Source organism: Mesorhizobium sp., assembly GCF_965229135.1.
Taxonomy (GTDB): Bacteria; Pseudomonadota; Alphaproteobacteria; order Rhizobiales; family Rhizobiaceae; genus Mesorhizobium.
In genome coordinates, this window is the sequence record NZ_OZ245860.1 from 1,632,825 (window position 1) to 1,656,027 (window position 23,203).

Annotated in this window: 19 protein-coding genes and 2 tRNA genes; 9 read left to right on the plus strand and 12 right to left on the minus strand. The window is 60.5% G+C overall.

Features of this window, described 5'->3' with window-relative positions; all coding sequences use genetic code 11:
* Positions 1-22 precede the first annotated feature (22 nt).
* The 5 genes from ACO07C_RS08045 to ACO07C_RS08065 all read right to left on the minus strand — a co-directional run bounded on the left by ACO07C_RS08045 (position 23) and on the right by ACO07C_RS08065 (position 5,192).
* Positions 23-691, minus strand: coding sequence for a TIGR02117 family protein (locus ACO07C_RS08045; RefSeq protein WP_421913644.1), 669 nt, complete (start codon positions 689-691; stop codon positions 23-25).
* Positions 692-924: 233 nt separating this feature from the next.
* The gene (locus ACO07C_RS08050; protein WP_031213892.1) at positions 925-1,674 is read right to left on the minus strand and encodes an amino acid ABC transporter ATP-binding protein; all 750 of its coding nucleotides are present in this window, start codon (positions 1,672-1,674) and stop codon (positions 925-927) included.
* Positions 1,675-1,749: 75 nt separating this feature from the next.
* Positions 1,750-2,907 carry an amino acid ABC transporter permease gene (locus ACO07C_RS08055; protein WP_421913645.1) on the minus strand — a complete coding sequence of 386 codons (1,158 nt, stop codon included), beginning with the start codon at positions 2,905-2,907 and terminating at the stop codon, positions 1,750-1,752.
* Positions 2,908-2,911: 4 nt separating this feature from the next.
* Positions 2,912-4,099, minus strand: coding sequence for an amino acid ABC transporter permease (locus ACO07C_RS08060; RefSeq protein WP_421913646.1), 1,188 nt, complete (start codon positions 4,097-4,099; stop codon positions 2,912-2,914).
* Between the two features lie 64 nt (positions 4,100-4,163).
* Entirely contained in the window at positions 4,164-5,192 is a 1,029-nt protein-coding gene (locus tag ACO07C_RS08065) for an amino acid ABC transporter substrate-binding protein (RefSeq protein ID WP_421913647.1), read from the minus strand.
* A 445-nt stretch (positions 5,193-5,637) separates the two neighbouring features.
* Between ACO07C_RS08065 and ACO07C_RS08070 the strand changes: the two genes are divergently transcribed.
* Positions 5,638-6,807, plus strand: coding sequence for a cystathionine beta-lyase (locus tag ACO07C_RS08070; protein WP_421913648.1), 1,170 nt, complete (start codon positions 5,638-5,640; stop codon positions 6,805-6,807).
* 223 nt (positions 6,808-7,030) lie between these two features.
* Positions 7,031-8,125 (plus strand): HPP family protein, encoded by a 1,095-nt coding sequence (locus ACO07C_RS08075; RefSeq protein ID WP_421913649.1) that lies wholly within the window; start codon positions 7,031-7,033, stop codon positions 8,123-8,125.
* Between the two features lie 92 nt (positions 8,126-8,217).
* On the opposite strand, the gene ACO07C_RS08080 is transcribed toward ACO07C_RS08075, so the two are convergent.
* Positions 8,218-9,066, minus strand: coding sequence for a crotonase/enoyl-CoA hydratase family protein (locus tag ACO07C_RS08080; protein ID WP_421913650.1), 849 nt, complete (start codon positions 9,064-9,066; stop codon positions 8,218-8,220).
* 84 nt (positions 9,067-9,150) lie between these two features.
* Between ACO07C_RS08080 and ACO07C_RS08085 the strand changes: the two genes are divergently transcribed.
* Positions 9,151-9,729, plus strand: a complete 579-nt coding sequence (locus ACO07C_RS08085; RefSeq protein WP_421913651.1) for a TetR/AcrR family transcriptional regulator — start codon at positions 9,151-9,153, stop codon at positions 9,727-9,729.
* Positions 9,730-9,757: 28 nt separating this feature from the next.
* Here the strand turns inward: ACO07C_RS08085 and ACO07C_RS08090 are convergent, their stop codons facing one another.
* The 4 genes from ACO07C_RS08090 to ACO07C_RS08105 form a co-directional block, all read right to left on the minus strand.
* A complete protein-coding gene (locus ACO07C_RS08090) occupies positions 9,758-10,984 on the minus strand; it encodes an anion transporter (RefSeq protein ID WP_421913652.1) in 1,227 nt (408 codons plus the stop codon).
* Between the two features lie 219 nt (positions 10,985-11,203).
* The gene (locus ACO07C_RS08095) at positions 11,204-11,425 is read right to left on the minus strand and encodes a hypothetical protein (protein WP_421913653.1); all 222 of its coding nucleotides are present in this window, start codon (positions 11,423-11,425) and stop codon (positions 11,204-11,206) included.
* Between the two features lie 160 nt (positions 11,426-11,585).
* Positions 11,586-14,660 carry an efflux RND transporter permease subunit gene (locus ACO07C_RS08100; RefSeq protein ID WP_421913654.1) on the minus strand — a complete coding sequence of 1,025 codons (3,075 nt, stop codon included), beginning with the start codon at positions 14,658-14,660 and terminating at the stop codon, positions 11,586-11,588.
* A 9-nt stretch (positions 14,661-14,669) separates the two neighbouring features.
* Entirely contained in the window at positions 14,670-15,803 is a 1,134-nt protein-coding gene (locus ACO07C_RS08105) for an efflux RND transporter periplasmic adaptor subunit (protein ID WP_421913655.1), read from the minus strand.
* 480 nt (positions 15,804-16,283) lie between these two features.
* On the opposite strand from ACO07C_RS08105, the gene ACO07C_RS08110 reads away from it, so the two are divergent.
* The 4 genes from ACO07C_RS08110 (at position 16,284) to ACO07C_RS08125 (ending at position 21,384) form a co-directional block, all read left to right on the plus strand.
* The gene (locus tag ACO07C_RS08110; protein WP_421913656.1) at positions 16,284-17,033 is read left to right on the plus strand and encodes a gluconate 2-dehydrogenase subunit 3 family protein; all 750 of its coding nucleotides are present in this window, start codon (positions 16,284-16,286) and stop codon (positions 17,031-17,033) included.
* Between the two features lie 3 nt (positions 17,034-17,036).
* A complete protein-coding gene (locus ACO07C_RS08115) occupies positions 17,037-18,803 on the plus strand; it encodes a GMC family oxidoreductase (RefSeq protein WP_421913657.1) in 1,767 nt (588 codons plus the stop codon).
* Entirely contained in the window at positions 18,800-20,029 is a 1,230-nt protein-coding gene (locus tag ACO07C_RS08120) for a c-type cytochrome (RefSeq protein ID WP_421913658.1), read from the plus strand. The genes ACO07C_RS08115 and ACO07C_RS08120 overlap by 4 nt, the downstream gene beginning before the upstream one ends.
* Before the next feature lie 164 nt (positions 20,030-20,193).
* Positions 20,194-21,384 (plus strand): IS481 family transposase, encoded by a 1,191-nt coding sequence (locus ACO07C_RS08125; RefSeq protein WP_421917471.1) that lies wholly within the window; start codon positions 20,194-20,196, stop codon positions 21,382-21,384.
* Between the two features lie 44 nt (positions 21,385-21,428).
* Here ACO07C_RS08125 and ACO07C_RS08130 read toward each other — a convergent pair.
* Positions 21,429-21,505: transfer RNA gene (locus tag ACO07C_RS08130), tRNA-Arg, on the minus strand.
* A gap of 59 nt (positions 21,506-21,564) precedes the next feature.
* A complete protein-coding gene (locus tag ACO07C_RS08135) occupies positions 21,565-21,870 on the minus strand; it encodes an ETC complex I subunit (protein WP_421913659.1) in 306 nt (101 codons plus the stop codon).
* 218 nt (positions 21,871-22,088) lie between these two features.
* On the opposite strand from ACO07C_RS08135, the gene ACO07C_RS08140 reads away from it, so the two are divergent.
* Positions 22,089-22,165 (plus strand) — tRNA-Pro (locus ACO07C_RS08140).
* A gap of 459 nt (positions 22,166-22,624) precedes the next feature.
* The gene (locus ACO07C_RS08145) at positions 22,625-23,050 is read left to right on the plus strand and encodes a cupin domain-containing protein (RefSeq protein ID WP_421913660.1); all 426 of its coding nucleotides are present in this window, start codon (positions 22,625-22,627) and stop codon (positions 23,048-23,050) included.
* Positions 23,051-23,203 lie beyond the last annotated feature (153 nt).

The following is a 23,203-nucleotide window of genomic DNA, read 5'->3' on the forward strand; positions in this document are numbered from 1 at the left end:
GGAAATTCTGGGTGATCAGCCATCAATTATAAAGCCGCATCGACAGGCCAAGCGACACCGGCAAGGGGTTCCACCAGCCGGTGCGCAGGCCAGCGGTTCGCAGGGCCGCCGCTGTCCACGTGTTGCAGCCTGCCAGCGCGTTGAAATGGCCGTTGGCTTCGAAGAAGCCGTCGAAGTTCGAATATTTGGCGTTTTCGATATGGATCGGGCCGTTCGGTCCGCGCTGAAAACTGGCCTCTATGAAATCGAGCAACGCCGCGAACCGGTCCTCGCCGATGTCAAAGCCTGCAACGTCGGGATGGGGCTCCGAGATATCGCCGGCGACGTCGACATGCATGACCGAGGTGTCGAGCGTGAGCGCCTTCATCACCGGCACGGCCTTCAATTCCGACCATGTCGGCGTTTCCAGGTAGAAGGCGCGGCCGCCCCAGCCAAAGACTATGTAGCGGACTTCAGGGATATCAGCGGGGATGCCGTCATCAACCAGGAAATGGAACCGCTGGCGAACGGCGTCGTCGACAGGAATGGCAATGTCGGTGTGGATCGCGTTTTTCAGAACCAGGATATGACGCGTCGCCGCGGGTTTGGCATCGGCCGTTGTCCAGAGCGGTCTTGGAACAAACGCGCCCAGGGTCACCGCGAGCGCCGCCACCAACAGCAGGAGGCCAAACAATCGTGCCAGCTTCTTCATGAATGGCGGCCCTGCGAACGCATCTCGGCGTGACATCACCGCCCGCCCCTGCTCACCTATACGCAAAAGAGCCCGGCACTGTTTCAGCGGGGCTCTTTAATCGTCATCGAAGACCTAGAGCCCCATCCGGATGTAATCGGGATGGGGCTCTATCCGTTTGTTTGAGCATGATCTCCGGACAAACGGGAACCGTTTGTCCGCGAAACCCGGATTCCACCTTTCGGGATCATGCTCTAGTGCAGGATCTGCGACAGGAACAGTTTCGTGCGCTCGTGGCGCGGATGGTCGAAGAACTCGGCCGGCGTGTTCTGCTCGACGATCTGGCCCTGATCCATGAAGATCACCCGGTTGGCGACCTTGCGGGCAAAGCCCATCTCGTGAGTGACGCACAGCATGGTCATGCCTTCTTCAGCCAGCCCAACCATCGTCTCCAGAACTTCCTTGATCATTTCCGGATCGAGCGCCGAGGTCGGCTCATCGAACAGCATGATGCGCGGGTTCATGCAGAGCGAACGCGCTATCGCCACGCGCTGCTGCTGGCCGCCGGAAAGCTGGCCCGGATATTTGTTGGCCTGTTCGGGAATCTTGACGCGCTTGAGGAAGTGCATGGCGATTTCCTCGGCCTGTTTCTTCGGCGTCTTGCGCACCCAGATCGGCGCCAGCGTGCAGTTCTCCAGGATCGTCAGGTGCGGGAACAGGTTGAAGTGCTGGAACACCATGCCGACCTCGCGGCGCACCTCGTCGATCTTCTTGAGATCGTTGGTGAGTTCCTTGCCATCGACGATGATCTTGCCCTTCTGGTGCTCTTCGAGCCGGTTGATGCAGCGGATCATGGTCGACTTGCCCGACCCCGACGGGCCGCAGATGACGATGCGCTCACCGCGCATGACCTTCAGGTTAATGTCCTTCAGCACATGGAATTCGCCGTACCATTTGTGCATGGCGATGATGTCGATGGCGACATCGGTGGTGGAAATCTGCATCTTGGCGGCGTTGACCTTGATCTCTTCCGCGCTGACTGCATTTTCTATGGCCATTGGAAGGTTCCCTATTTGCTTTTAGCGTTTGTGGCCGGTGTCGAGTCGGCGTTCGGTGAACATTGAGTAGCGCGACATGCCGAAACAGAACAGCCAGAAGATGAAGGCCGCAAAAACAAGGCCCGAAATCGGCGTCTGTGGCGAGGCCCATGCCGGGTCCGAGAAGTTCTGGCGGACCACTCCAAGCAGGTCGAACATGCCAATAATGTAGACCAGGCTGGTGTCCTTGAACATGCCGATGAAGGTGTTGACGATGCCGGGAATGACCAGCTTGAGCGCCTGCGGCAGCACGATCAGGCCCATCTTCTGCCAATAGCCGAAACCGAGCGAATCGGCGCCCTCATACTGTCCTTTGGGAATGGCCTGCAAGCCGCCCCGCACGACTTCGGCCATGTAGGCCGAGGAGAACAGGGCGACGCCGACCAGCGCGCGCAGGAACTTGTCGAAGTTGACGCCCGGCGGCAACAGCAAGGGCAGCATGATCGTCGCCATGAACAGGACAGTGATCAGCGGTACGCCGCGCACGGTCTCGATGAAGACGACGCAAAGTGTCTTGACCACCGGCATCTTCGAACGGCGACCTAGCGCCAGCACGATGCCGAAAGGCAAGGAAACCGCGATGCCGACAAATGAGATCGTCAGCGTCACCAGCAGGCCGCCCCACAAGGGCGTCTCGACATGGGGCAAACCAAACATGCCGCCAACCAGCAGGATAAAGGCAACGATCGGGAACACGAAAAACAGCGCGATGGCGTTTAAGCCCTTGCGCGGCACTTTCGGCATCAGCATAGGGACGAGCAGAGCGACAAACAGGATAGCGACCAGGATAGGCCTCCATCGCTCTTCAATCGTATAGCGCCCGAACAGGAACTGCGGGAACTTGGTATTGACGAAGGCCCAGCAGGCGCCGGACCACCCATTCGGCTGTATGCCGCCCTGTGCCACCGTGGCGCAGAAGGTGCGATCGGTGCCCGTCCATTGCGCCTGCACGAATGCCCAGTTCAGAAGCGGCGGCAGGAAGAGAGCGACCAGCAAAATGCCGATGATGGTCAGCACGGTGTCGCTGACGGATGCAAAAAGGTTTTTGCGGGCCCAGGCGACAATGCCGCGTTCGCTCAGCGGGGCGGTTTGCGCCAATGCCATCTCGGTGCGTACCCAGGATGTGTCATGCTCCTGCATGGCCCTACCTCTCCACCAGCGCCATCTTGGCGTTGAACCAGTTCATGAACGCCGATGTGATCAGGCTGATGCCCAGATACACAACCATCCAGATCGCGATGATCTCGATCGCCTGTCCCGTCTGGTTCATCACCGTGCCGCCGGTCGAGACCAGGTCCGGATAGCCGATGGCGACCGCCAGCGACGAGTTCTTGGTCAGGTTCAGATACTGGCTGGTCAGGGGCGGAATGACGATACGCATGGCCTGCGGCACGATCACCAGCCGCAGCGCCTGTCCCGAACGAAGCCCCAGCGCTGACGATGCCTCACTCTGCCCCTTGTTGACGCCCCTGATGCCGGCTCGGACAATCTCGGCGATGAACGCGGCGGTATAGAAGGAAAGCGCAAGGTAGAGCGACAGGAATTCGGGCTTGACCTGAAAACCGCCGGTCAGGTTGAACGTCGACTGCTTCGGCATATCAAAGCTCAGCGGAAAGCCGCTGAGGACAAAGGCAAGCAACGGCAGGCCGATGATGAGGGCCACGGTGGTCCAGAACACGGGAAACTGTTGGCCCGTCGCCATCTGCCGTTGGTTCGCCCGTCTGGCGACGAACCAGGACATGCCGATGGCGAGAACCAGGGCGACCGGAATCAGCCACGCCCCCTGACCCCAGACGAACTTTGGAAAATAGAAACCGCGGCTGTTGAGGAAAGAGCCGAACGGCAGATGAATGCTCTCCTTCGGCAAGGGAAGCACCGAAAGCACGCCGAAATACCAGAAGAAGATGACCAGCAGCGGCGGGATGTTGCGGAAGGTCTCGACATAGACCGTGCATATTTTCCGGATGAGCCAGTTGTTTGAAAGGCGGCCGATGCCGACCACAAAGCCGACGGCCGTGGCCGTTACGATGCCGGCAACGGCAACGATAACGGTGTTGATCAGGCCAACGACAAGGGCGCGAAGATAGCTGTCATCCGACGTGTACGGAATGGCGCTGTCGCCGATGTCGAACCCGGCCCTGTTGGTCAGGAAGCCGAACCCGGAGGCGATGTTCGAGCGCCTGAGGTTTTCGACGGTGTTGCCGACGATCCACCAGACCAGGAATGTCAACGCCGCGACGAGGACAAGCTGGACCACGATGCCGCGGACTTTAGGGTTGTTTATAAGTGAGCCGCGACTTGTGTCCTCGCGAAGGATTTCCTGCGATGCCATTCGACCGTCCCCTGAAAAGAGAAGCCGGAAGGCAGCTCGGCTGCCCTCCGGATCACATTTTCGATCAGCGGATCGGTGGAGCGTATTGCAGGCCACCCTTGGTCCACAGTGCGTTGATGCCGCGCGCGATCTTCAGCGGGCTGCCCGAACCGACATTGCGCTCGAACAACTCGCCGTAGTTGCCCACCGCCTTGACGATGTTGACGACCCAGTCATTGGAAACGCCAAGGTCGGTTCCGATCTTGGTGTCCGCCTCCTGACCGAGAACGCGCTTGATCTCGGGGTTGGTCGAGTTCTTCATCTCCTCGACATTGGCCTGGGTAATGCCAAGTTCCTCGGCGTCCAGGAGCGCGAAATAGGTCCATTTGACGATATGGTACCATTGGTCGTCACCCTGGCGAACGGCTGGTCCGAGGGGCTCCTTCGAGATGATCTCGGGCAGCACGACATGGTCGGCAGGCGAGCCGAGCGTCAGGCGGATGCCATAGAGGCCGGACTGGTCGGTTGTGTACACATCGCAACGGCCGGCGTCATAAGCAGCGTTGGTCTCCTCGAGGCTTTTGAAGACCACGGGATTGTATTCCATCTTGTTCGCCTTGAAGTAGTCGGCGAGATTGAGCTCCGTGGTGGTGCCGGTCTGCACGCAGACGGCCGCGCCGGAAAGCTGCAGAGCGGAATTCACGCCTGGCAGCTTCTTGGCGTTGATCATGAAGCCCTGGCCGTCATAGTAGGTCACGCCAGCGAAATTCAAACCAAGCGCCGTGTCGCGGTTGATGGTCCAGGTGGTGTTGCGCGACAGCACATCGACTTCGCCCGACTGCAGGGCGGTAAACCGCACGTCAGCGCTGAGCGGCGTGAACTTCACCTTGGTTCCGTCACCAAAGACGGCGGCCGCGACGGCGCGGCAGAAGTCGGCGTCAAGACCCTTCCAGTCCCCCTTGTCATCGGGCGCGGAGAAGCCGGCAAGACCGGTCGAGACGCCGCACTGTACGAATCCCTTCGCCTTGACGTCGGCGAGCGTGCTGGCGGACGCGGCCGAAGCCATCAATCCAAGCGCGGCGGCTCCAAGAATGCCGATTGCAATGTGTTTCATGACCCACAGACCCTTTTCTGTTTTTCAGGCAAACCCTGTTCTTTTTCCCGTGTGAACGCAGCTCCCATCCCGGCCCATTTCCGGGACCCCGCATCGTAACCGACGCGCCGCCTCCCATTCACAAAGTGCATCGAAGGCGATTATTCCTGTGAGGTCAAGGGAAATGACCGAATCCGAAAGAGTTTGAAAACCAATCGCCTGAAATGCCCGAATTGCAGACAAACGCGCCCGGGAATTAGTCACCAGCACCACTAAAATTGCCCAGGTTGAAGCACGGTAAACCTCCGCCACATTATGAAGTTCACCCCCCTTCCATTGCCTGGCGCCGCTATCATCCCGACACTGAATTGGCACATGCGAAGACGCTTCCTTGGCAAGCGGCCGGCTGTTGCGCGGCCAATGGCGCCGCACTATGGCTAACCCGTCACCAAAGGGCGCAGAAGACATGGCAAAAAACGGCATTGAGGTGGGCATCAACACGCGGCTTGCCCATTCAGGCAATAACCCGCACGACTATTTCGGCTTCGTCAATCCGCCGGTCGTGCATGCCTCGACGGTGCTTTTTGCCAATGCGGCGACGATGGCGGCGCGAAACCAGAAATACACCTACGGCACGCGCGCGACGCCGACCACCGATGCACTAGCCCAGGCAATCGACGGGCTGGAAGGTTCGGCTGGCACCATCCTGGTTCCATCGGGCCTCGCGGCCGTGACAGTTCCGCTGCTGGGGTTTGTCTCGGCGGGAGACCACATACTCATCGTCGATTCCGTCTATCATCCGACCCGCAATTTCGCCGACACGATGTTGAGAAGGATGGGCGTCGAGGTCGAGTACTATCACCCGCATGTCGGCGCCGGCATCGCGGCCCTGATCAAGCCCAACACCAAGGTCGTCTTCACGGAGTCTCCCGCCTCCAACACATTCGAGATGCAGGACATTCCCGCTATCGCCAAGGCGGCGCACGCCGCGGGCGCCATCGTGATGATGGACAACACATGGGCCACGCCGCTCTACTTCCGTCCACTCGATCATGGCGTCGACATCTCGATCCATGCGGCGACGAAATACCCGGCCGGGCATTCCGACGTGCTGCTCGGTACTGTGTCGGCCAACGCGGCGTGCTGGGAGCAGCTGCGCGAAACGTTCTTCACGCTCGGCTGCTGCGCTGGGCCCGACGACGTCTATCAGGTACTGCGCGGCTTGCGCACCATGGGCGTGCGGCTGGAACACCATCAGCGGAGCGCGCTTGCCATTGCCGGCTGGCTGGAAAGCCAGCCGGGCGTGGCTCGCGTCCTTCATCCCGCCCTTCCCAGCCATCCCGACCATCAACTGTGGAAGCGTGACTTCTCCGGGGCGAGCGGCGTCTTCTCGATCGTTCTTGCCGGCGGAGGACAGGCCCAGCAGCACGCCTTCCTCGACGCACTGAAGATCTTTGGCCTCGGCTATTCATGGGGTGGTTATGAGAGCCTTGCGGTGCCGGTGTGGCTCGGCGACCGCGTCGTTGCCAAGGGTCCCTATGATGGTCCACTCATCCGCCTGCAGATCGGCCTCGAGGATATCGAGGACCTGAAGGCCGACCTGGCACACGGTCTGACCGCGGCGGCGGCTGCCTGAGCGGACCGAGGCGCCGGCTTGCCAAACAGATTCAGCAAGCCGACGCAACTTGCCGGAAAGGTTGATGAAACGCCAGCGAAGGCGGCATCGCGATTCGTATCGGCCCGAGCAATATGGTTCTCGGAAGTCGAGATTTTCCAGATAAGTTTGGCTTTCAAATTCCGGAACATCGCGACATCCAGTGCGATCATTCCCATCTGACTTCGCAAGGTTTCAGCCCGTCATGGCCTTCCGCCTTTTTGTTCCCATGCTTGCCGGCGCCACTCCGCGCGAGCGCATTGTCGCTTGCATCGGCGCCTTGATCGGCATCGCCCTGGCCGGGGCAATCAGCGGCCTGGCGCTTGGCAACGGCCCGCTTGTACCGCTGCTCGTGGCGCCAATGGGCGCATCCGCGGTGCTGTTGTTTGCCGTGCCGGCAAGCCCGCTGGCTCAGCCGTGGTCGATCGTCGGCGGCAACACAATATCGGCTCTGGTCGGCGTGATCGTGGCGCATTTCGTGCATCAGCCCGTTCTTGCCACCGGCATGGCCGTGGCGCTGGCCATCGCCGCCATGTCGTTCGCGCGCTGCCTGCATCCGCCCGGAGGGGCCGCGGCCCTGACGGCCGTGCTGGGCGGACCAGCCGTCATCAGCGCGGGCTTCCTGTTTCCCTTCGTGCCAGTGGCGGTTAACTCGATGTTGCTGGTCGTGGTGGGCTACGGTTTTCACAAGCTCACCCGGCGCAATTATCCACATGTAGCGGCCCCTGCTCCGACAAGCAGCCACGGCACAATAGATTCGCCGGCACAGTCGCGCGTCGGCTTCCGCTCCGAGGACATCGATGCGGCACTGGGGGCGCTCGACGAAACCTTCGACATCGACCGCAACGATCTTCTTCGGCTTCTGCGCCAGGTCGAATTGCAGGCGATGGTGCGCGCCCACAAGACCTTGCTGTGCGAGGACATCATGTCGCGCGATGTGATTTCGGCCGAGGAGAACACATCCGCCGACGAGGCGCGCCAGTTGCTGCTCGATCACAACATCCGCACGCTGCCCGTTGTCAATGCCGAAGCCAGGCTGGCAGGAACAGTTGGGCTGCGTGAACTGGCGACGGCCGCCGGCGCGGTCGGACGCCTGACATCGCCAGCAGCGACAGCCTTTGCCAGTTCGCCGGCAATCAGCTTGTTTCCGGTGCTGACCGATGGCCGCAGCCATGCCGTGATCATCGTCGACGATGAGAGACATGTCCTTGGCCTGATCACCCAGACAGATCTCCTAGCGGCAATGGCACGGCTGCCGATGGCCGATCAAGCGCCACCGAAAGGTGCTGCACAGCCCTGATCGGGATTGCGGCCGCGCTGCGCCAGCATGTGACAAGACGGACGCCCGCGGCTTTCGTCAGGGAGCAACCGGGGCCAAGAGCGGGTTGGCGCCTACCGATCCCCGCGCGGCGAGGCTCTTGCCGCCTCGCTTGTGTCGGCGGCACGCGACCATGAACCGGAATAGCTTGGCTGCCGGCGGCCAATCCAGGCATCCAGTCCCTCACGCAGGTCCGAGGTTGGGGCCATGCGGGCGAACTGCTCCGCCTCGACGAGCAGACCTTCCGCTATGCTCTGATTGATGCCGCGCGTCACCGCCGTGAGGATGCTCGCGGTCGCCAGTTGCGAATGCCGCAGAATCCGCCCTGCCAGCTCAAGCGCCGCGGACCTCAGATCGCCATGCGGGACAACCTTGTTGACGAGGCCAAGTTCGAGGGCTCGCCGTGGCGTGAACCTTTCGCCCGTCAGCAGCAGCTCGAGCGCGCGCTTGCGGCCGGCAAGCCTTGCGAGGCGCTGGGTGCCGCCAAAGGTCGGAGGCATTGCAAGATTGATTTCGGGCTTGGCAAACAGGGCGCGCTCACTGGCAATGGCGAGCGGAACCGCCTCGGTGATCTCGCAACCGCCGCCGAAGGCAAGGCCGTTCACAGCCGCGATGACCGGTTTGCGGAAGGCCTCCAGCCTGGCGGTCAATCGCTGACCGCGCATGACGAAATCGCGCAGGGCTGCATCCACTCCAAGCGCTACGCTGGTGGAGAACTCATGGATATCCGCACCCGACGAGAACGCCTTTTCGCCAGCTCCGGTCAGTATCACCGCACCGATTGAATGATCGACCTCGACAGTGTCGAGGACAGCAAGCAGTCTGTCGATCAAGGCGTAATTCAAGGCGTTCAGCTTTTCCGGCCGATTGAGGGTCAGGATGGCGACGCCATCGCAGATCTCACTCAGTACCAAGTCGGTCATTTTCTGTTCCTTTCCGGCAAATGATGCGGGAAAGGAACAGGTTCCGAATTGTTTGTATATTCACTAGTCGGTATACATGTGGCCATGCCTGAGACGTCGAGTCCAACCCGCAAACGCATCGTCGACGCCGCGACGAAACTCTTCTATGCGGAAGGAGTGGGCCGTGTCAGCGTCGATGCCGTGGCCGAAAAAGCCGGGCTGACGAAACGGACGCTATACTATCATTTCAGAAGCAAGGACGACCTTATCGCGGCATACCTGGATGCCCGCGATCAACCCAATCTGAAGCAGATGGCCGGCTGGTTCGATGCCGCCGAAGGGCCAGTCGATCGCAAGGTGGAGGCGATCTTTATCAATCTTGCCCGTGTGGCACGCCACCCCAGATGGAAAGGCTGCGGCTTCCTTCGGACGGCTGCCGAGCTGGCCGCAATGCCCGGCCATCCGGCAATCAAGGCCGGGTCGAGGCACAAGGCGAATTTCGAGACATGGCTTGCCGGCGAACTCTCAGGCCATGGCGTCGACGAGCCGCAAACGCTCGCTCGTGAAATCGTTCTTCTGATGGACGGCGCTTTCTCGATCATGCTTGTCCACCGCAATCCGGATTACATAGAGGCGGCTGGGCATGCGGCGGCGGCCCTCACCCGGGCGCGATACAAAAAATAAGTCCCCCAATTGCAAACCCGCGCCGTCGTTACAACCCAAACGCCAGCCAGGCCGTTCCCGCGGCGAGCGTGACCAGGGTCAAAGGCAGGCCAACCTTGAAGAAGGCGCCGAACGACAATGCCGTGCCGGAGGCTCGTGCCTGCTCGGCGACGATCAGGTTGGCAACCGAGCCAAGCAGCGTGAAATTGCCGGCCAGCGTCGAGCTCATCGCGACGACCAGCCAGGCGCGCTGCGGATCTTCCAGGCCAGGGATGAACGGCCGCAACGCGAGCACGGCCGGTACATTGCTCATGATGTTGGACAGAACCGCGGTAAAGCCCGAGAGCCGCCAGACATCGTCCAGGCCGAGGTTCTTTGCCGAGGCAATCATCTCGGGGGTGAGCAGCGTCTTTTCGGCGCCGGCAACGACCACGAACAGCCCGGCGAACATGAACAGCAGCGGTCCGTCGATCTCGCGGTAGATGCGCGCCGGCTTGATAGCGCGGGTAAGGAGCAGGATGGCGCCACCGATGAGCGCGGCCTTGGCAACGGGAACGCTGGCGAAGAAGGCGATAGCGAGGCCGATGCAGACGACCACCGCCTTGATGACCTGGCCGGTGTGCATGCGGCCGCGATAGACCTCCGGAGAGAGCTCGACCCTCCTTTCGAATTCGGCGCCAAACACGAGGCGAACAATGACGATGACGGCGACGAGGCCGAACAGGGCGACGGGCGCCAGCGCGGCGGAGAATGCCGGATAGGAAATCCCCGACAGCGCGCCGATAACCATGTTCTGCGGATTGCCGGTGATGGTGGCGACGCTGCCGCAGTTCGACGCCGTGGCGGTGGCGATCAGGTAGGGAATGGGATTGCGCTTGATGACGCGGGTGACGTGGACGACGATCGGCGCCATGACCAGGCAGATGGCGTCGTTGACCAGGAATGCCGACAGCACACCGGTCAACAGCGTCACCATGACCAAGAGCATGAAGGAGGCATGCGCGTGTTCGATGGCGTAGCCGCCGAGACCGCGAAAGGCACCGGAGACCTTCAGATGCGCCACGACGATCATCATGCCGAGCAGCAGCGTGATGGTGTCGAAATTGATGGCGCGGTAGGCGTCCTCCATGCTGATCGCGCCAATGGCGATCATCGCCGCCCCGCCGAGCAACGCAATCCCGGCCCTGTCCAGACGCAGACCAGGGATTCTGCCGATGGCGACGCCGCCATAGGTCAGGACAAGGACCAGCAGCGCCGCCGCGCCCATGAATGTCATTGGCAGAAAACCCCGCTCACATCCGCCCCTACGCAGCTTTTAGCAATGCTTCGTTAAAGCGAAAGCGCCGATTGCTCACCCGGCTGAAAAATCGGTTGGTCAGAGAGGATCCGCCACTCCTTGCGCTGGCACGCGCGCAAACACCATGATGACCGCCCCTGGGTGGATGGCCGCCATCATGGGCTCTCTGTCGGGAAACGAGACTTCGGCCGGCTGCCGTCAGTTCAACGCTGGATCGCCCAGCGCTTCGACAACGAAGGATGCCGCAATCAGGTCGTCGGCATCAAGACGTAGCGCACCCTCGCTTCCTCCCATGATGGCGGCGACCTTTTGAAAAGCTCTCATCTCATGGTGGGTAATATCGGCACTTCGCATTCTGGCTTTCAGATCAGCAATGCGCAGCCCCAACGTATGGGACGTGGCAATTTCACGGTTCGACATGGCACGATGCTCCTCCCCCAACCCATGTTGTTGGCCTTCCGCCCTACCTCGCTCGTTGCCTGAACATGAGGATATGCGAATGTAACGCCTTGGAACGAGTCCTGCGCGCGAAGGTTCCTGCACGTCGAGTTCACGAAATAATACCGCGGAGTTTGCCTGCTCAATGCGCGGGTATCGGCTCCGGTGCTTCGACTTCCACTTTGCCATGGTTCTCGGCAAGCACCATGTAGACGGCCGGTACCACGAACAGGGTAAACAGCGTGCCGATGGCAAGACCCGTAGCGATCACGAGCCCCATATTGTAGCGCGACGCGGCTCCCGCACCCGTTGCCAGGATCAGGGGAGCGACGCCGAGCACCATGGCGCCCGTGGTCATCAGGATGGGGCGAAGCCGGATGCTGCACGCACCTTCTATCGCCTCGCGCTTTGACTTGCCGGCCGCCTGCAAAGTGTTGGCCACCTCGACAATCAGAATGCCATGCTTGCTGATAAGCCCCATCAGCGTCACCAGCCCGACCTGCGTATAGATGTTCATGGTCGCGCCGCCGATGCCAAGGCTGATGAAAGCCAGAGCGCCAGCAATCGACATCGGCACCGAAACCAGGATGATCAGCGGGTCGCGGAAGCTGTTGAACTGGGCGGACAACGCCAGGAAGACGATGATCAGCGCAAGCGCGAAGGTAGCGGCCATGCCGCTTGATTCCTGCACGAACTGCCGCGACTGGCCGCCATAATCGACTGAAAAGCCTTGCGGCAGCGTGCGGGCCGCGATCGACCTCAGCGAATTCAGCGCGTCGCTCACCGCGACACCTGGCGCTGGAACACCCGAAATCGTTGCCGAATTCAATTGCTGGAAATGGGCGACCGAACGCGGCGTCGCTTCGAGGCTGGCGGTCGCGATCGCCGACAACGGGATCTGGGCGCCATTCACGGTTGCGATCGGATAGTTCATGATCTGGTCGATGGTCTGGCGCGACCGCTGCTCGACCTGCGGTATGACCTGATAAGATCGGTTGGCGATGCTGAAATAGTTGACGTAGCCGCCACCCAGCATCGTGGCCAGCGCCGTGCCGACGCTGCTCATTGGCAAGCCGAGTGCCGCTGCCTTGTTACGATCTATCTTGATCGAGTATTGCGGGTTGTCGACGTAGAGATCCTTGGTCAGGAATATGAACATGCCCGACTTTTGCGCCTCCTGCATGAAGGTGGTGGACACGTCGTTCAAAAGGTTGAAGCCATTCGTGGTGCCTATGGCGAACTGAACCGGCAAGCCGCTTGCTCCCGGTAGCGAGGGGAACTGGAAGGCAACCGTCTGGCCGCCCGCAATGGTGCCAAGGGCATTCTGGACCAGCGGCTGAAGCACCGCGGCCGTCCGAGTGCGTTCGTCCCAGGGTTTCAGCACCATGATGTCGAAGGAGGTGCCGGGCGCCTCGATTTGCAGCGCCTTGTCGGTTTCCGGGAAACTGCGGAATATCTTGGTCACCTGATTCGAGTTGAGCAGCTTCTGTTGCAGCGTGGCATTGGGCGCGTTCGTCACCTGCGCTGGAATAGCGCCTTGGTCCTCGGTTGGCGCGAGTTCGCTCTTGGCGCTCGAATACAGGAAATAGATGCTGCCAAGAACGATGGCCGCGAAGACAAGCGTGACAGGTATCGTGTTGAGACTGCCGTGGAGCAGATATTTGTAGGGCCGATGGATTTCGGAAAAACGACGGTCGATGAAGTCCGATACGCGCTCCTCCCAGCCGGAACGATCGGTCAGATGCGGCTTGAGGATGCGCGAGCACATCATCGGCGTCAGCGTTAATGCGATGATCATCGATACCGTGACGGCACCTACAAGTGTGAAGGCAAATTCACTGAACAGAGCGCCGGTCAGACCTCCCTGGAAGCCGATCGGCACATAGACAGCCACCAGCACGACGGTCATCGCCAGGATCGGCCAGACCAGTTCATGCGCGGCGTCGAGCGCGGCCTGCATCGGCGTCGCGCCCTCCTCGATATGTCGATTGACGTTTTCCATGACGATGATTGCGTCATCGACGACAAGCCCGATGGCGAGCACCAGCGCCAGCAATGTGAGAAGATTTATGGAAAAGCCGAAGATCAGCATCATCGCGAAAGTGCCGACCAGCGAAAGCGGAATGGCGATGATGGGAATGGCGACGGAGCGTGGCGACCCGAGAAACGCGAACACCACGAAAATGACGATAACCAACGCTTCGAGCAGGCTCTTGACCACCTCCTCGATCGACTTGGTCACGAAGACGCTGGTGTCGTAGACGATGTAACCTTCGAGCCCGTGCGGCAATTGCGCCTGTATATCGGGAAAGACGGTACGGATGCCGGACACGACGTCGAGCAGATTGGCTGTCGGAGCGACCTGGATGCCGACGAAAACGCCCGTCTGGCCGTCGAAGGCCACCTGAACGTCCGGGTTTTGCGAGCCCAGCGAGACGGTTGCGACATCCTGGAGCCGGACAATGGAGCCGTTGATCTGTTTGACCACCAACTGGTTGAACTGCTCGGCGGAATTCAAGGTGGTCTGCGCGGTCAGAACCGTCTGCGTCATCTGGCCTTTGGTCGTGCCGATGCCCGAGATGTAGTTGTTGTTGGCAAGCGCCGTGTAGACATCCGCCGCCGTCAAGCCATAGGCCGCCAGCCTGTCCGGCTTCAGCCATGCCCGAAGCGAGAAGGTCTTGCCGCCCAGGACTTCCGCCGTCTGCACGCCGTTGACCGCCTGCAGCCTGGGCACGATCACCCGCGTCACGTAGTCGGTGATCTGGTTGGCGGCGAGCACGTCGCTGCGGAAACCCAGATACATGGCGTCGGTGGTCTGCCCGACCGAGACCGACATGGCCGGCTGCTGCGTGCCGGAAGGCAGTTGGTTGATGACCGACGAGACCTTGGCATTGATCTCGGTCATCGCCGCGTCGGCACTGTAGTTGAGCCGTAGGTTGACCGTGATCGTCGATTGTCCGCTGGTGCTCGACGAGGTCATGTAATCGATGCCATTGGCCTGGGCTATGGCATTCTCAAGCGGCGTCGTGATGAAGCCGGCGATCACGTCCGGTGCGGCGCCGGCATAGATCGTGGACACGGTGACGATCGCGTTCTGCGTCTGCGGATACTGCCGCACCGTGAGTGAGCGGAATGCCTGATAGCCGATGACCACGATCAGCGCACTGACCACCAGCGCAAGAACCGGCCGGCGGATAAAGATGTCCGTAATGTTCATGGCCGCGCCTCAGTTCGGGTTCGCCGGCGATGCATTCGGATCGTTCGACGGCTGCACCGTATTGTTGACGATGACCGGAGTGCCGTTGTTGAGCTTCAGCTGGCCTGATGTGACGATCGTCTGTCCTTCGCTCAACCCCTTCACCACGGCGATCTGGTCGCCTCGGGTCTGTCCGGTGGTGACGAAGGTCTGGCTGGCGACAAGTTGCGGTTTGCCGTCAGGACCGTTGCCCTTGTTGGTGACCACGAACACGACATTGCCGTAGGGATTTATGGTCACCGCCGTCTGCGGCAAGGTGATATAGTTCTGAGGCGCTCCCACTGTGATCGATACGTTGCCGAACATTCCAGGCAACAGCTTGTCGTCAGGGTTTGGGAAGCTCGCCCGAATGGTCAGGCTGCGGCTCAGGCTGTCGACCAACGGGCTTATCGCCGTGATCTTTCCATCGAAGCCCTGGGTGCCGTAGGTATCGACGGTGGCGGTCACCGCCTGTCCGACCTTCAACTGGGCCAGCGCCTGCTGTGGCATGGTGAAGTCCAGTTGGATCGGATCGAGCGACTGGAGCGTGACCACACTGGTGCCAGCGGCCAGATACTGGCCGAGCGTGACCAGCTTGATTCCGAGCCTGCCGTCGAACGGCGCCCTGATCGAATATTGGTCGATCAGCGCCTGTTGTGCCAGGACCTGTGCCTGCGCGGCCTTCAAGGTGGCAAGGTCGCTATCGACCTGGGATTGTGCAACGGTCCGCGTCTTGAGGAGCGATACGTCGCGATCATAGGTAATCTGCGCGTTGGTCACGGTGGCCTGGAATTGCTGCAGTGTGGCAATCTGCTGGTCGGCCAGAAGCTGGATCAGGAGTGCGCCTTTCTTCACATCCTGGCCGTCCTCGAAGCCAATTTTCTGCACGATGCCCGGCACCTGCGCCGACAGGTTGGTGCCCTGGACAGCGGTGAAGCTGCCGACGGCACGCGACACTGTCTGCCAGGGGCTCATCGGCGCGTCGATGGTCGAGACGGTTTGAGGCGGCGCTTTCAGGTTGGCGATATAGGCGGCAATCATATGGTTCTTGAAAGCCTGGAATCCGAATATCCCCGCCAGTATGGCGCCAATCACGATCAGCATGATCGTCATGCGTAATTTCATTGCGTTGAACTCCGCTCCTCGCAATTTCTGCAGGAGAATGGCTTGCATCAAGGTCTGGCGTGCGCCGGAAGAATAAAGAGATATTTGACGTGTGGCGGCTCGTTTTCATCCTCTGCGTGAAGCGGGCGGCCGATTGTATCGGACCGCGGCATTAGCTGTGAGCCGATCCGGCATGCTTGCCAATCAAAATCCCGTGACGCAGCCGTGAGCAATTCAAACGGTAAACGTTCGGCTAACAGGTTGTTAGCTTTCCCAACCTGGAGATGTAGCCACCGAAGCCACCAGCGGCTTTGATGGCGCCACCCGTAGGCGCAGCCTTGGCCCACCATGCGCGCGGTTCGTCTGGAAGAAAGGTCAGATGCCGCTGCCGAAGACAAAGTCACACAACTGCGTGAACCATCATGCCGGGCGTTGCCACGATTGCCCAAGGCGACCTAAGCAAGACCTCGCCTTCTTTTCCGAGCCACCGAGTTTCGTTCCATGAACAGACATGAGCAGCCAGGAACAAGCCGCAGACAGTTCCTTCTATCGACCACCGCGGTCATTCTGTTGGCAACCTCGGGCAAGGCTGGAGCCGTCATCATCAAGGGCGCGGCGCCCTGGGCGCCCTTCGACTACAGTCCGCCGCAAACGCTCGAACCCGGCGCATGGTATTTTTTCACGCCCCTGGAAGCCGCGGCGACAGAGGCGATCGTCGAGCGATTGATCCCGGCGGACGAACTCAGCGTCAGCGGCAAGGATGCCGGATGCGCGGAATTCATCGACCGGCAGTTGGCAGGCTCCTTCGGCACATTCGAACGCTTCTATATGCAGGGGCCCTTCCAGGCTGGCGCCCCCGAGCAGGGCGATCAGTCGCCGCTCGTCCCCCAGCAACGATACCGCATCGGTCTGGCCGGCCTGGAATCGTACTGTCAGGACACGTTCAAGCAGTCTTTCGCCAGCCTTTCGGCCGAACAGCGGGACAAAATTCTGACGGGGCTCCAAAACGGCGACATCACGCTCAAAGGCATCGACGCAAAACTGTTTTTCACCACCATTCTTACCAACACGATGGAAGGGTTTTTCGCCGACCCGATCTACGGCGGCAACAAGGACATGGTGTCGTGGAAAATGCTCGGCTTTCCCGGAGCCCGCTATGATTATCGCGACTATGTGGAAATGCATAACCAGAAGATCGACCTGCCGCCCCTGGGCATTGCAGGCCGCCCAGAATGGAAAGCAAAGGGCTGATCGATGGCAACGAAACTTCCCGCGACCGACGTGGTCATCATTGGCCTTGGCTGGGCCGGGTCCATCATCGCCAACGAACTGACCGATGAAGGGCTCGACGTCGTTGCCCTGGAGCGAGGTCCGTGGCGCGATACGGCGGCGGATTTCAACCTGGCATCCGCGCCCGACGAATTGCGCTACGTTCAGCGGCAGGAGCTGATGCTGCGCACCGCGCAGAACACCATCACCGCACGCAACAATCCCTCGCAAACCGCACTGCCGATGCGCAGTTGGGGTTCCTTCCATCCCGGCAATGGCACGGGCGGCGCCGGCAACCATTGGGCCGGCATCACCTTCCGCTTCCAGCCGGAGGAATTTCGGCTTCGCAGCCATCTCACGGAGAAATATGGCGCTGCCGCGATCCCGCAAGAACTCGTGCTTCAGGACTGGGGCACCGACTGGGCGGAGATGGAACCCTTCTATGACGCCTTCGACAAGATCACCGGTCTCTCCGGTAAAGCAGGCAACCTCAAAGGAGAAATCCAGCCGGGCGGAAATCCGTTCGAAGGACCGCGCTCGAACGAATACCCCACCAGGCCCCTGCGGCAACCCTATGGGCCGACGATGTTCGCCGAAACCGCCCGCAACATGGGTTACAAGCCTTTTCCGGTGCCTTCGGCGCTGGTTTCAGAGCCCTATACCAATTCCCTCGGCGTCACGATGGGGCCCTGCACCTTCTGCGGCTTCTGCACCAATTATGGCTGCGCCAACTACTCAAAGGCCAGCGCGATCAACACCATCCTGCCCGTGCTGGTGCGAAAGTCCAACTTCACCGCGCGCACGAATTCCGAGGTGCTGCGGATAACCAGGGACGCCAGCGGAAAACGGGCGACCGGCGTCGTTTTCGTCGACACGTCGGGTCAGGAGTGGGAGCAGCCCGCCGAGCTTGTCGTGGTCACGGCATTCACCTTCGAGAACGTACGCCTCATGCTTCTGTCGGGAATCGGCACGCCCTACGACCCGAACACCAATACCGGCACGACCGGCCGCAACTATGCCTACCAGACCGCTAACGGCGTCCAGCTTTTCTTCGACGACAAGAACTTCAATCCATTCATCGGCGGCGGCGCGGTCGGAATGGGCATCGATGAGTTCAACAACGACAATTTCGACCATTCGGGGCTCGGCTTCTTCGGCGGCGGCAGCATACGCGTGACGCCGATTGGCGCGGCACCGATCAACAACCGCCCTGTGCCGCCGGGCACGCCAAGCTGGGGATCCGAATGGAAGCGGCAGACCGTCAAGAACTATCTGAGCAACATGTCCATCGGCTGCGAGGCATCCAGCTACACAACGCGCAACAATTATCTTTCGCTGGACCCGACATACAATGACCACCTCGGGCGACCGCTGTTGCGGCTGACGTTCGACTTTCCGGAAAACGATCTGAAGATGGCGCAGTATTGCACCGACAAGGTCGGCGAAATCGCTCAGGCCATGGGCCCGCGCCAGATCGTCAAGAGCCCCAGCAAAGGCCACTGGAACACGGTCCCGTATCAATCGTCGCACGTGGTCGGAGGCTTCGTCATGGGAGCGGATCCGAAAACAAGTTCAGTCAACAAATATCTTCAAAGCTGGGATGTCCCCAACGTCTTCGTCGTCGGCGCGTCGGCCTTCCCGCAAAACCCCGGCTACAACCCGACAGGCACCGTCGGCGCGCTTTCGTTCAAGGCCGCCCACGCCATCCGCACCCAATATCTGAAATCGCCAGGCGCCCTGGTGCAGGCATGAAGACACTTATTGCACTGCTTGCGGGCGCCGCGGGCCTTGTGGCTTCGGCAGCTCACGCCCAGTCATCAGGCGACGCCTCCTTCGAGCAGGTCGAACGCGGCCGCTATCTTGCGGTACTCGGCGATTGCGCGGCATGCCATACGGCGGCGACAGGCAAGCCCTTCGCTGGCGGCGTCGTCCTGAAAACCCCTTTCGGCGATCTTGTCGGCGCCAACATCACGCCTGATCCCGATACCGGCATCGGCGAATGGACGCTCGACGATTTCCAGGGCGCGATGTCGCAGGGCCTCGGTCGAGGCGGATACCATCTCTACGGCGCCATGCCTTTCACCGCCTATACGAAGGTTACCAAGGAAGACAATGCCGCGCTTTGGGCCTATCTGCGGACGATCGAGCCTGTCAACAATCCCGTCGAGCCCAATCAGCTGCCCTTCCCCTTCAACATCCGCATGAGCCTTATCGGCTGGAATTTTCTCAATTTCACCAAAGGCGAGTTTCAGCCGGATCCCGCGAAATCATCCGATTGGAACCGTGGCGCCTATATCGTTCAAGGACTTGGCCACTGCGGCAGCTGCCATACGCCCAAGAGCCTGACAGGTGGCGACAAGAACGGACAGTTTCTCCAGGGCGGCACACTGGACAACTGGTATGAGCCCGACATCACCGCCGACGCCCACAGAGGCATCGGTTCCTGGTCGCCCGACGATATCGTGCAGTACCTGAAAACGGGGGCGAACCGTTTCGATATCGCGTCGGGACCGATGGCTGAAATGGTCGAGAAATCATCGCAGCATTGGACGGACCCGGATCTCAAGGCTGTCGCGACATACCTGCTTTCGATCGGTGGCGGTGGCGCCAGCGTACCAGCCGCTATCGCCGCCGACGACAAGGGCATGGCGGCTGGCCACGCCATTTACGCCGATCGCTGCGCCGCCTGCCACATCGGCTCCGGTGAAGGCATTCCAAAGCTGTTTCCGAAACTCGCGGGCGCGCCACTGGTCAACAATGATGACGCGACGACATTGATCCGTGTCGTGCTTGCCGGTGGGGTCGCAGGCGCCACCAACGCCGTGCCGACCGCGCCGACAATGCCGTCCTACGCCTGGAACCTGAGTGATGAGGACGTCGCGAATGTTCTCACCTACGTGCGCAACAGCTGGGGCAACTCCGCGCCGCGGGTGAGCCCGACCGATGTCGCGACGTTGCGCAAACAGTTGCAGCAATGATCACGCTCGAACCCGAGCGGGGCTGGGGAATGGCGCGAGAAACTGACGCCGACCACTGATGTCCTATCGGTCGCAATGATCGAGACATCTTGAGCGACCCGAGACATAGGTGACGGAACGTACCGGACACATAGGTAACACTTTTCGCGATGCGGGAGGTGTTGATGCCGTGGATGGAGTGTTCGGTAATGGACGAACGTGTTCGTTTTGTTGGCCGTCTTTTGGATGGCGAGGCGATGAGCGATGTGTGCCGGTCTTTCGGCATTTCACGCAAGACGGGCTACAAGATATTCAATCGCTACAGGGATGAGGGCCTTGAGGCTCTCACCGACCGTTCCCGGCGGCCGGTTCGGTATGCCAACCAGCTGCCCGAGCCGATCGAGCGTTTAATCGTGACAGCCAAAAAGGACAAGCCGCGCTGGGGCGCCAGGAAAATCCGCGAGCTTCTGGTGAGCAGGCTCAACGGTGATGTCCGCATTCCGGCCAAAAGCACGGTGCATGCCGTGCTCGACCGTCATGGTCTTGTCGCCCATGGCCGCCACCGACGGCAGGGCTGCAAAGCCGAGGGCACCGAACTGTCGCGGGCGGTGAAGCCTAACGATCTTTGGTGCGCCGACTTCAAGGGCGAGTTCAAGCTGGGGACCGGCCGCTATTGTTACCCTTTGACCGTCACCGACCAGGCCTCGCGCTACCTGCTCGCCTGCGAAGCCCTTGAATCGACGAAAGAAGCCCCCGTCATCGAAGCCTTCGCGCGGCTGTTTCGCGAACGCGGCCTGCCCACAGCCATCCGAAGCGACAACGGCCTGCCATTCGCCTCGCCTAACGGCCTCTACAATCTGTCCAGGCTGTCGGTCTTCTGGTTGAGAGTGGGCATCGACATCGAGCGCATCAAGCCCGGTCATCCGCAGCAGAATGGACGTCATGAACGCATGCATAGAACCCTGAAAGCAGAAACCACTCGGCCAGCCAGCGCAAACAGCCTCCAGCAGCAAGCTACGTTCGATGCCTTCAAAGCCGAATTCAACACACAACGCCCCCACGAGGCGCTCGCCATGAAGACACCGGCCGAACGCTATGCGCCCTCTTCAAGAGCCTATGTGGGGCTGCCGGACCTCAGCTATCCCTTGCACGACCGCGACGTCATCGTCACCAATTGCGGCCGTATCTGCATGCACAGAAAGAAGATCAACATTAGCCACGTGCTGGCCGGACAAAAGCTCGGCATCAAGGAAGTCGACGACGGCATTTGGCTCGTCTCCTTCATGCGCTATGATCTCGGATATATCGACTTGGAACAGAGGACCTTGCAGACAATCGACAATCCGTTCGGCACGAGATTGTCACCCATGTCTTAGGTACAGACTGTTACCCATGTCTCCGGGCCGTACATCTTGAGAGTTGGCGATCCCGACAGGATTCGAACCTGTGACCATCGGCTTAGAAGGCCGGTGCTCTATCCAGCTGAGCTACGGGACCGCTGGCCGGCCAAAGGGCCGGCGGATTCTCTTAATGCAGACGCCGATCGGCCTTGCCGGTCAGTGCGTCCAAGGTATCCTGCGGTCATAGCGGAAATTTTCCGCATAGGAAATCTGGCGGCGCTTGGTTTCCTTCGGCTCCTCGACACGGAACGCGAGCCCTTCCTTTTCGGCATAGGCCACGGCTTCTTCCCTGGTATCGAAGGAAAGCCGGATCTGGCTTCTCATGTCGCCGGACGTCGTGTAGCCCATCAGCGGATCGATCTTCTTGCGCATCTCGGGATCGAACTCCAGCACCCAATGACCGGTTTTGGCCTTGCCGGACTGCATCGCGGTCTTGGCTGGGCTGAAAATGCGCGCGGACATGGCCACCTCATTGTTACGTGCTAGCGGCACCGCCGCAATAGAATCACCGGGTTGTCCCACTGACGACCGGCATTGTAGATCGACACCGACCCTGAAATCCGATTCCGGTTTTCGAGGCCTTGCCAATGCCCGTCCTTACTGCGCAATGCGGCTCCCGGCAAGGCTGATGGTTTTTTACACTTGCCATGCAACACCGAAATGAATAGGCACACACCGTTCGGAGTGTAGCGCAGGCTGGTAGCGCATCTGGTTTGGGACCAGAGGGTCGGGAGTTCGAATCTCTCCACTCCGACCATTTCTTGCTTCCCCCAAAAAAGGCTCGTCGTTGAAGGGCATCCGACTGTTCGCCCTGCGGACACGTTGTCGGCTTGCATTCTCCCTGCGGCGGCGTGATGTTTGCGCCCATCAATGCCTGCGGAACCAGAAATGACCGATCGACCCGCCGCGACCTGCGATGAATGCGACAGCACGTACTTCATCGGCACTTGCGCAATGGCCAGCCTGTGCCCGGAATGTTCCTTTCATCTCTATGGATACCCTGCCTGCGGACATCAGTTCGAAAATGACCGATGCGCGAAATGTGGCTGGGATGGCTCCCGATCAAAGTTCATCGCCGACCTTATTTCAGGAAGCGGGCCATGATTTCGGGAACATAGCCGCCACCAAGAATCGCGACGCCTTGGCCCCTGATGTAAATCGGCTCGTTGACGTCGTCTCGAATCGTAGAGTTGGTTTTGTCGAAGGGGAGATGAGAATGACCGAGAACGACCGGCCGGTGATCACCAGAAAAGGCCAAGAGAGCAACAAGACGAGCCAATCTGGTGGCATGGCGCTGGTGACGGGTGTCGGGCCGCAGCACACGTCGGCGACGAAACTGTGGTTCGGCAAGGCCAGCAACGCACCCGGCTTCCGTTCGCTGCCACACCACCATGGCGAGGCTGAAACCGGCGCCTATCTGCTGTCGGGCAACGCCCGCGTCTATTTCGGCAAGGACTACCAGGACTTTGTCGAACTCTCGGCGGGCGACTTCATGTTCGTTCCGCCGTTCCTGCCGCATCTCGAGGCCAATATGAGCACCACGGAAGAACTGTGGTGGCTGGCGTGCCGTACTCCAGAGAATATCGTCGTCAACTTGCCAGACGTAGAGGACGATTCGCTGGCGGGCTATCGCCGGGCGTGAGTGCTGTTGGATCGTTGGCGACGAACCGGCGGCATGGTGCGTAGTCGGATCTAATGGCAAGCTCGCCGGGCGAGAACCCCAAGCGCCCCAATCCCGGCGAGCCTACACCTGATTTGGAACGCAATCAGGACCGGGTGTTAAGCCGGCAAGCTG

Excerpts from the sequence above, each read along its gene's own strand:
- ACO07C_RS08045 (WP_421913644.1), bottom strand. The coding sequence starts at position 691 with ATGAAGAAGCTGGCACGATTGTTTGGCCTCCTGCTGTTGGTGGCGGCG.
- ACO07C_RS08050 (WP_031213892.1), bottom strand. The coding sequence starts at position 1,674 with ATGCAGATTTCCACCACCGATGTCGCCATCGACATCATCGCCATGCAC.
- ACO07C_RS08055 (WP_421913645.1), bottom strand. The coding sequence starts at position 2,907 with ATGCAGGAGCATGACACATCCTGGGTACGCACCGAGATGGCATTGGCG.
- ACO07C_RS08060 (WP_421913646.1), bottom strand. The coding sequence starts at position 4,099 with ATGGCATCGCAGGAAATCCTTCGCGAGGACACAAGTCGCGGCTCACTT.
- ACO07C_RS08065 (WP_421913647.1), bottom strand. The coding sequence starts at position 5,192 with ATGAAACACATTGCAATCGGCATTCTTGGAGCCGCCGCGCTTGGATTG.
- ACO07C_RS08070 (WP_421913648.1), top strand. The coding sequence starts at position 5,638 with ATGGCAAAAAACGGCATTGAGGTGGGCATCAACACGCGGCTTGCCCAT.
- ACO07C_RS08075 (WP_421913649.1), top strand. The coding sequence starts at position 7,031 with ATGGCCTTCCGCCTTTTTGTTCCCATGCTTGCCGGCGCCACTCCGCGC.
- ACO07C_RS08080 (WP_421913650.1), bottom strand. The coding sequence starts at position 9,066 with ATGACCGACTTGGTACTGAGTGAGATCTGCGATGGCGTCGCCATCCTG.
- ACO07C_RS08085 (WP_421913651.1), top strand. The coding sequence starts at position 9,151 with ATGCCTGAGACGTCGAGTCCAACCCGCAAACGCATCGTCGACGCCGCG.
- ACO07C_RS08090 (WP_421913652.1), bottom strand. The coding sequence starts at position 10,984 with ATGACATTCATGGGCGCGGCGGCGCTGCTGGTCCTTGTCCTGACCTAT.
- ACO07C_RS08095 (WP_421913653.1), bottom strand. The coding sequence starts at position 11,425 with ATGTCGAACCGTGAAATTGCCACGTCCCATACGTTGGGGCTGCGCATT.
- ACO07C_RS08100 (WP_421913654.1), bottom strand. The coding sequence starts at position 14,660 with ATGAACATTACGGACATCTTTATCCGCCGGCCGGTTCTTGCGCTGGTG.
- ACO07C_RS08105 (WP_421913655.1), bottom strand. The coding sequence starts at position 15,803 with ATGAAATTACGCATGACGATCATGCTGATCGTGATTGGCGCCATACTG.
- ACO07C_RS08110 (WP_421913656.1), top strand. The coding sequence starts at position 16,284 with ATGAACAGACATGAGCAGCCAGGAACAAGCCGCAGACAGTTCCTTCTA.
- ACO07C_RS08115 (WP_421913657.1), top strand. The coding sequence starts at position 17,037 with ATGGCAACGAAACTTCCCGCGACCGACGTGGTCATCATTGGCCTTGGC.
- ACO07C_RS08120 (WP_421913658.1), top strand. The coding sequence starts at position 18,800 with ATGAAGACACTTATTGCACTGCTTGCGGGCGCCGCGGGCCTTGTGGCT.
- ACO07C_RS08125 (WP_421917471.1), top strand. The coding sequence starts at position 20,194 with ATGCCGTGGATGGAGTGTTCGGTAATGGACGAACGTGTTCGTTTTGTT.
- ACO07C_RS08135 (WP_421913659.1), bottom strand. The coding sequence starts at position 21,870 with ATGTCCGCGCGCATTTTCAGCCCAGCCAAGACCGCGATGCAGTCCGGC.
- ACO07C_RS08145 (WP_421913660.1), top strand. The coding sequence starts at position 22,625 with ATGACCGAGAACGACCGGCCGGTGATCACCAGAAAAGGCCAAGAGAGC.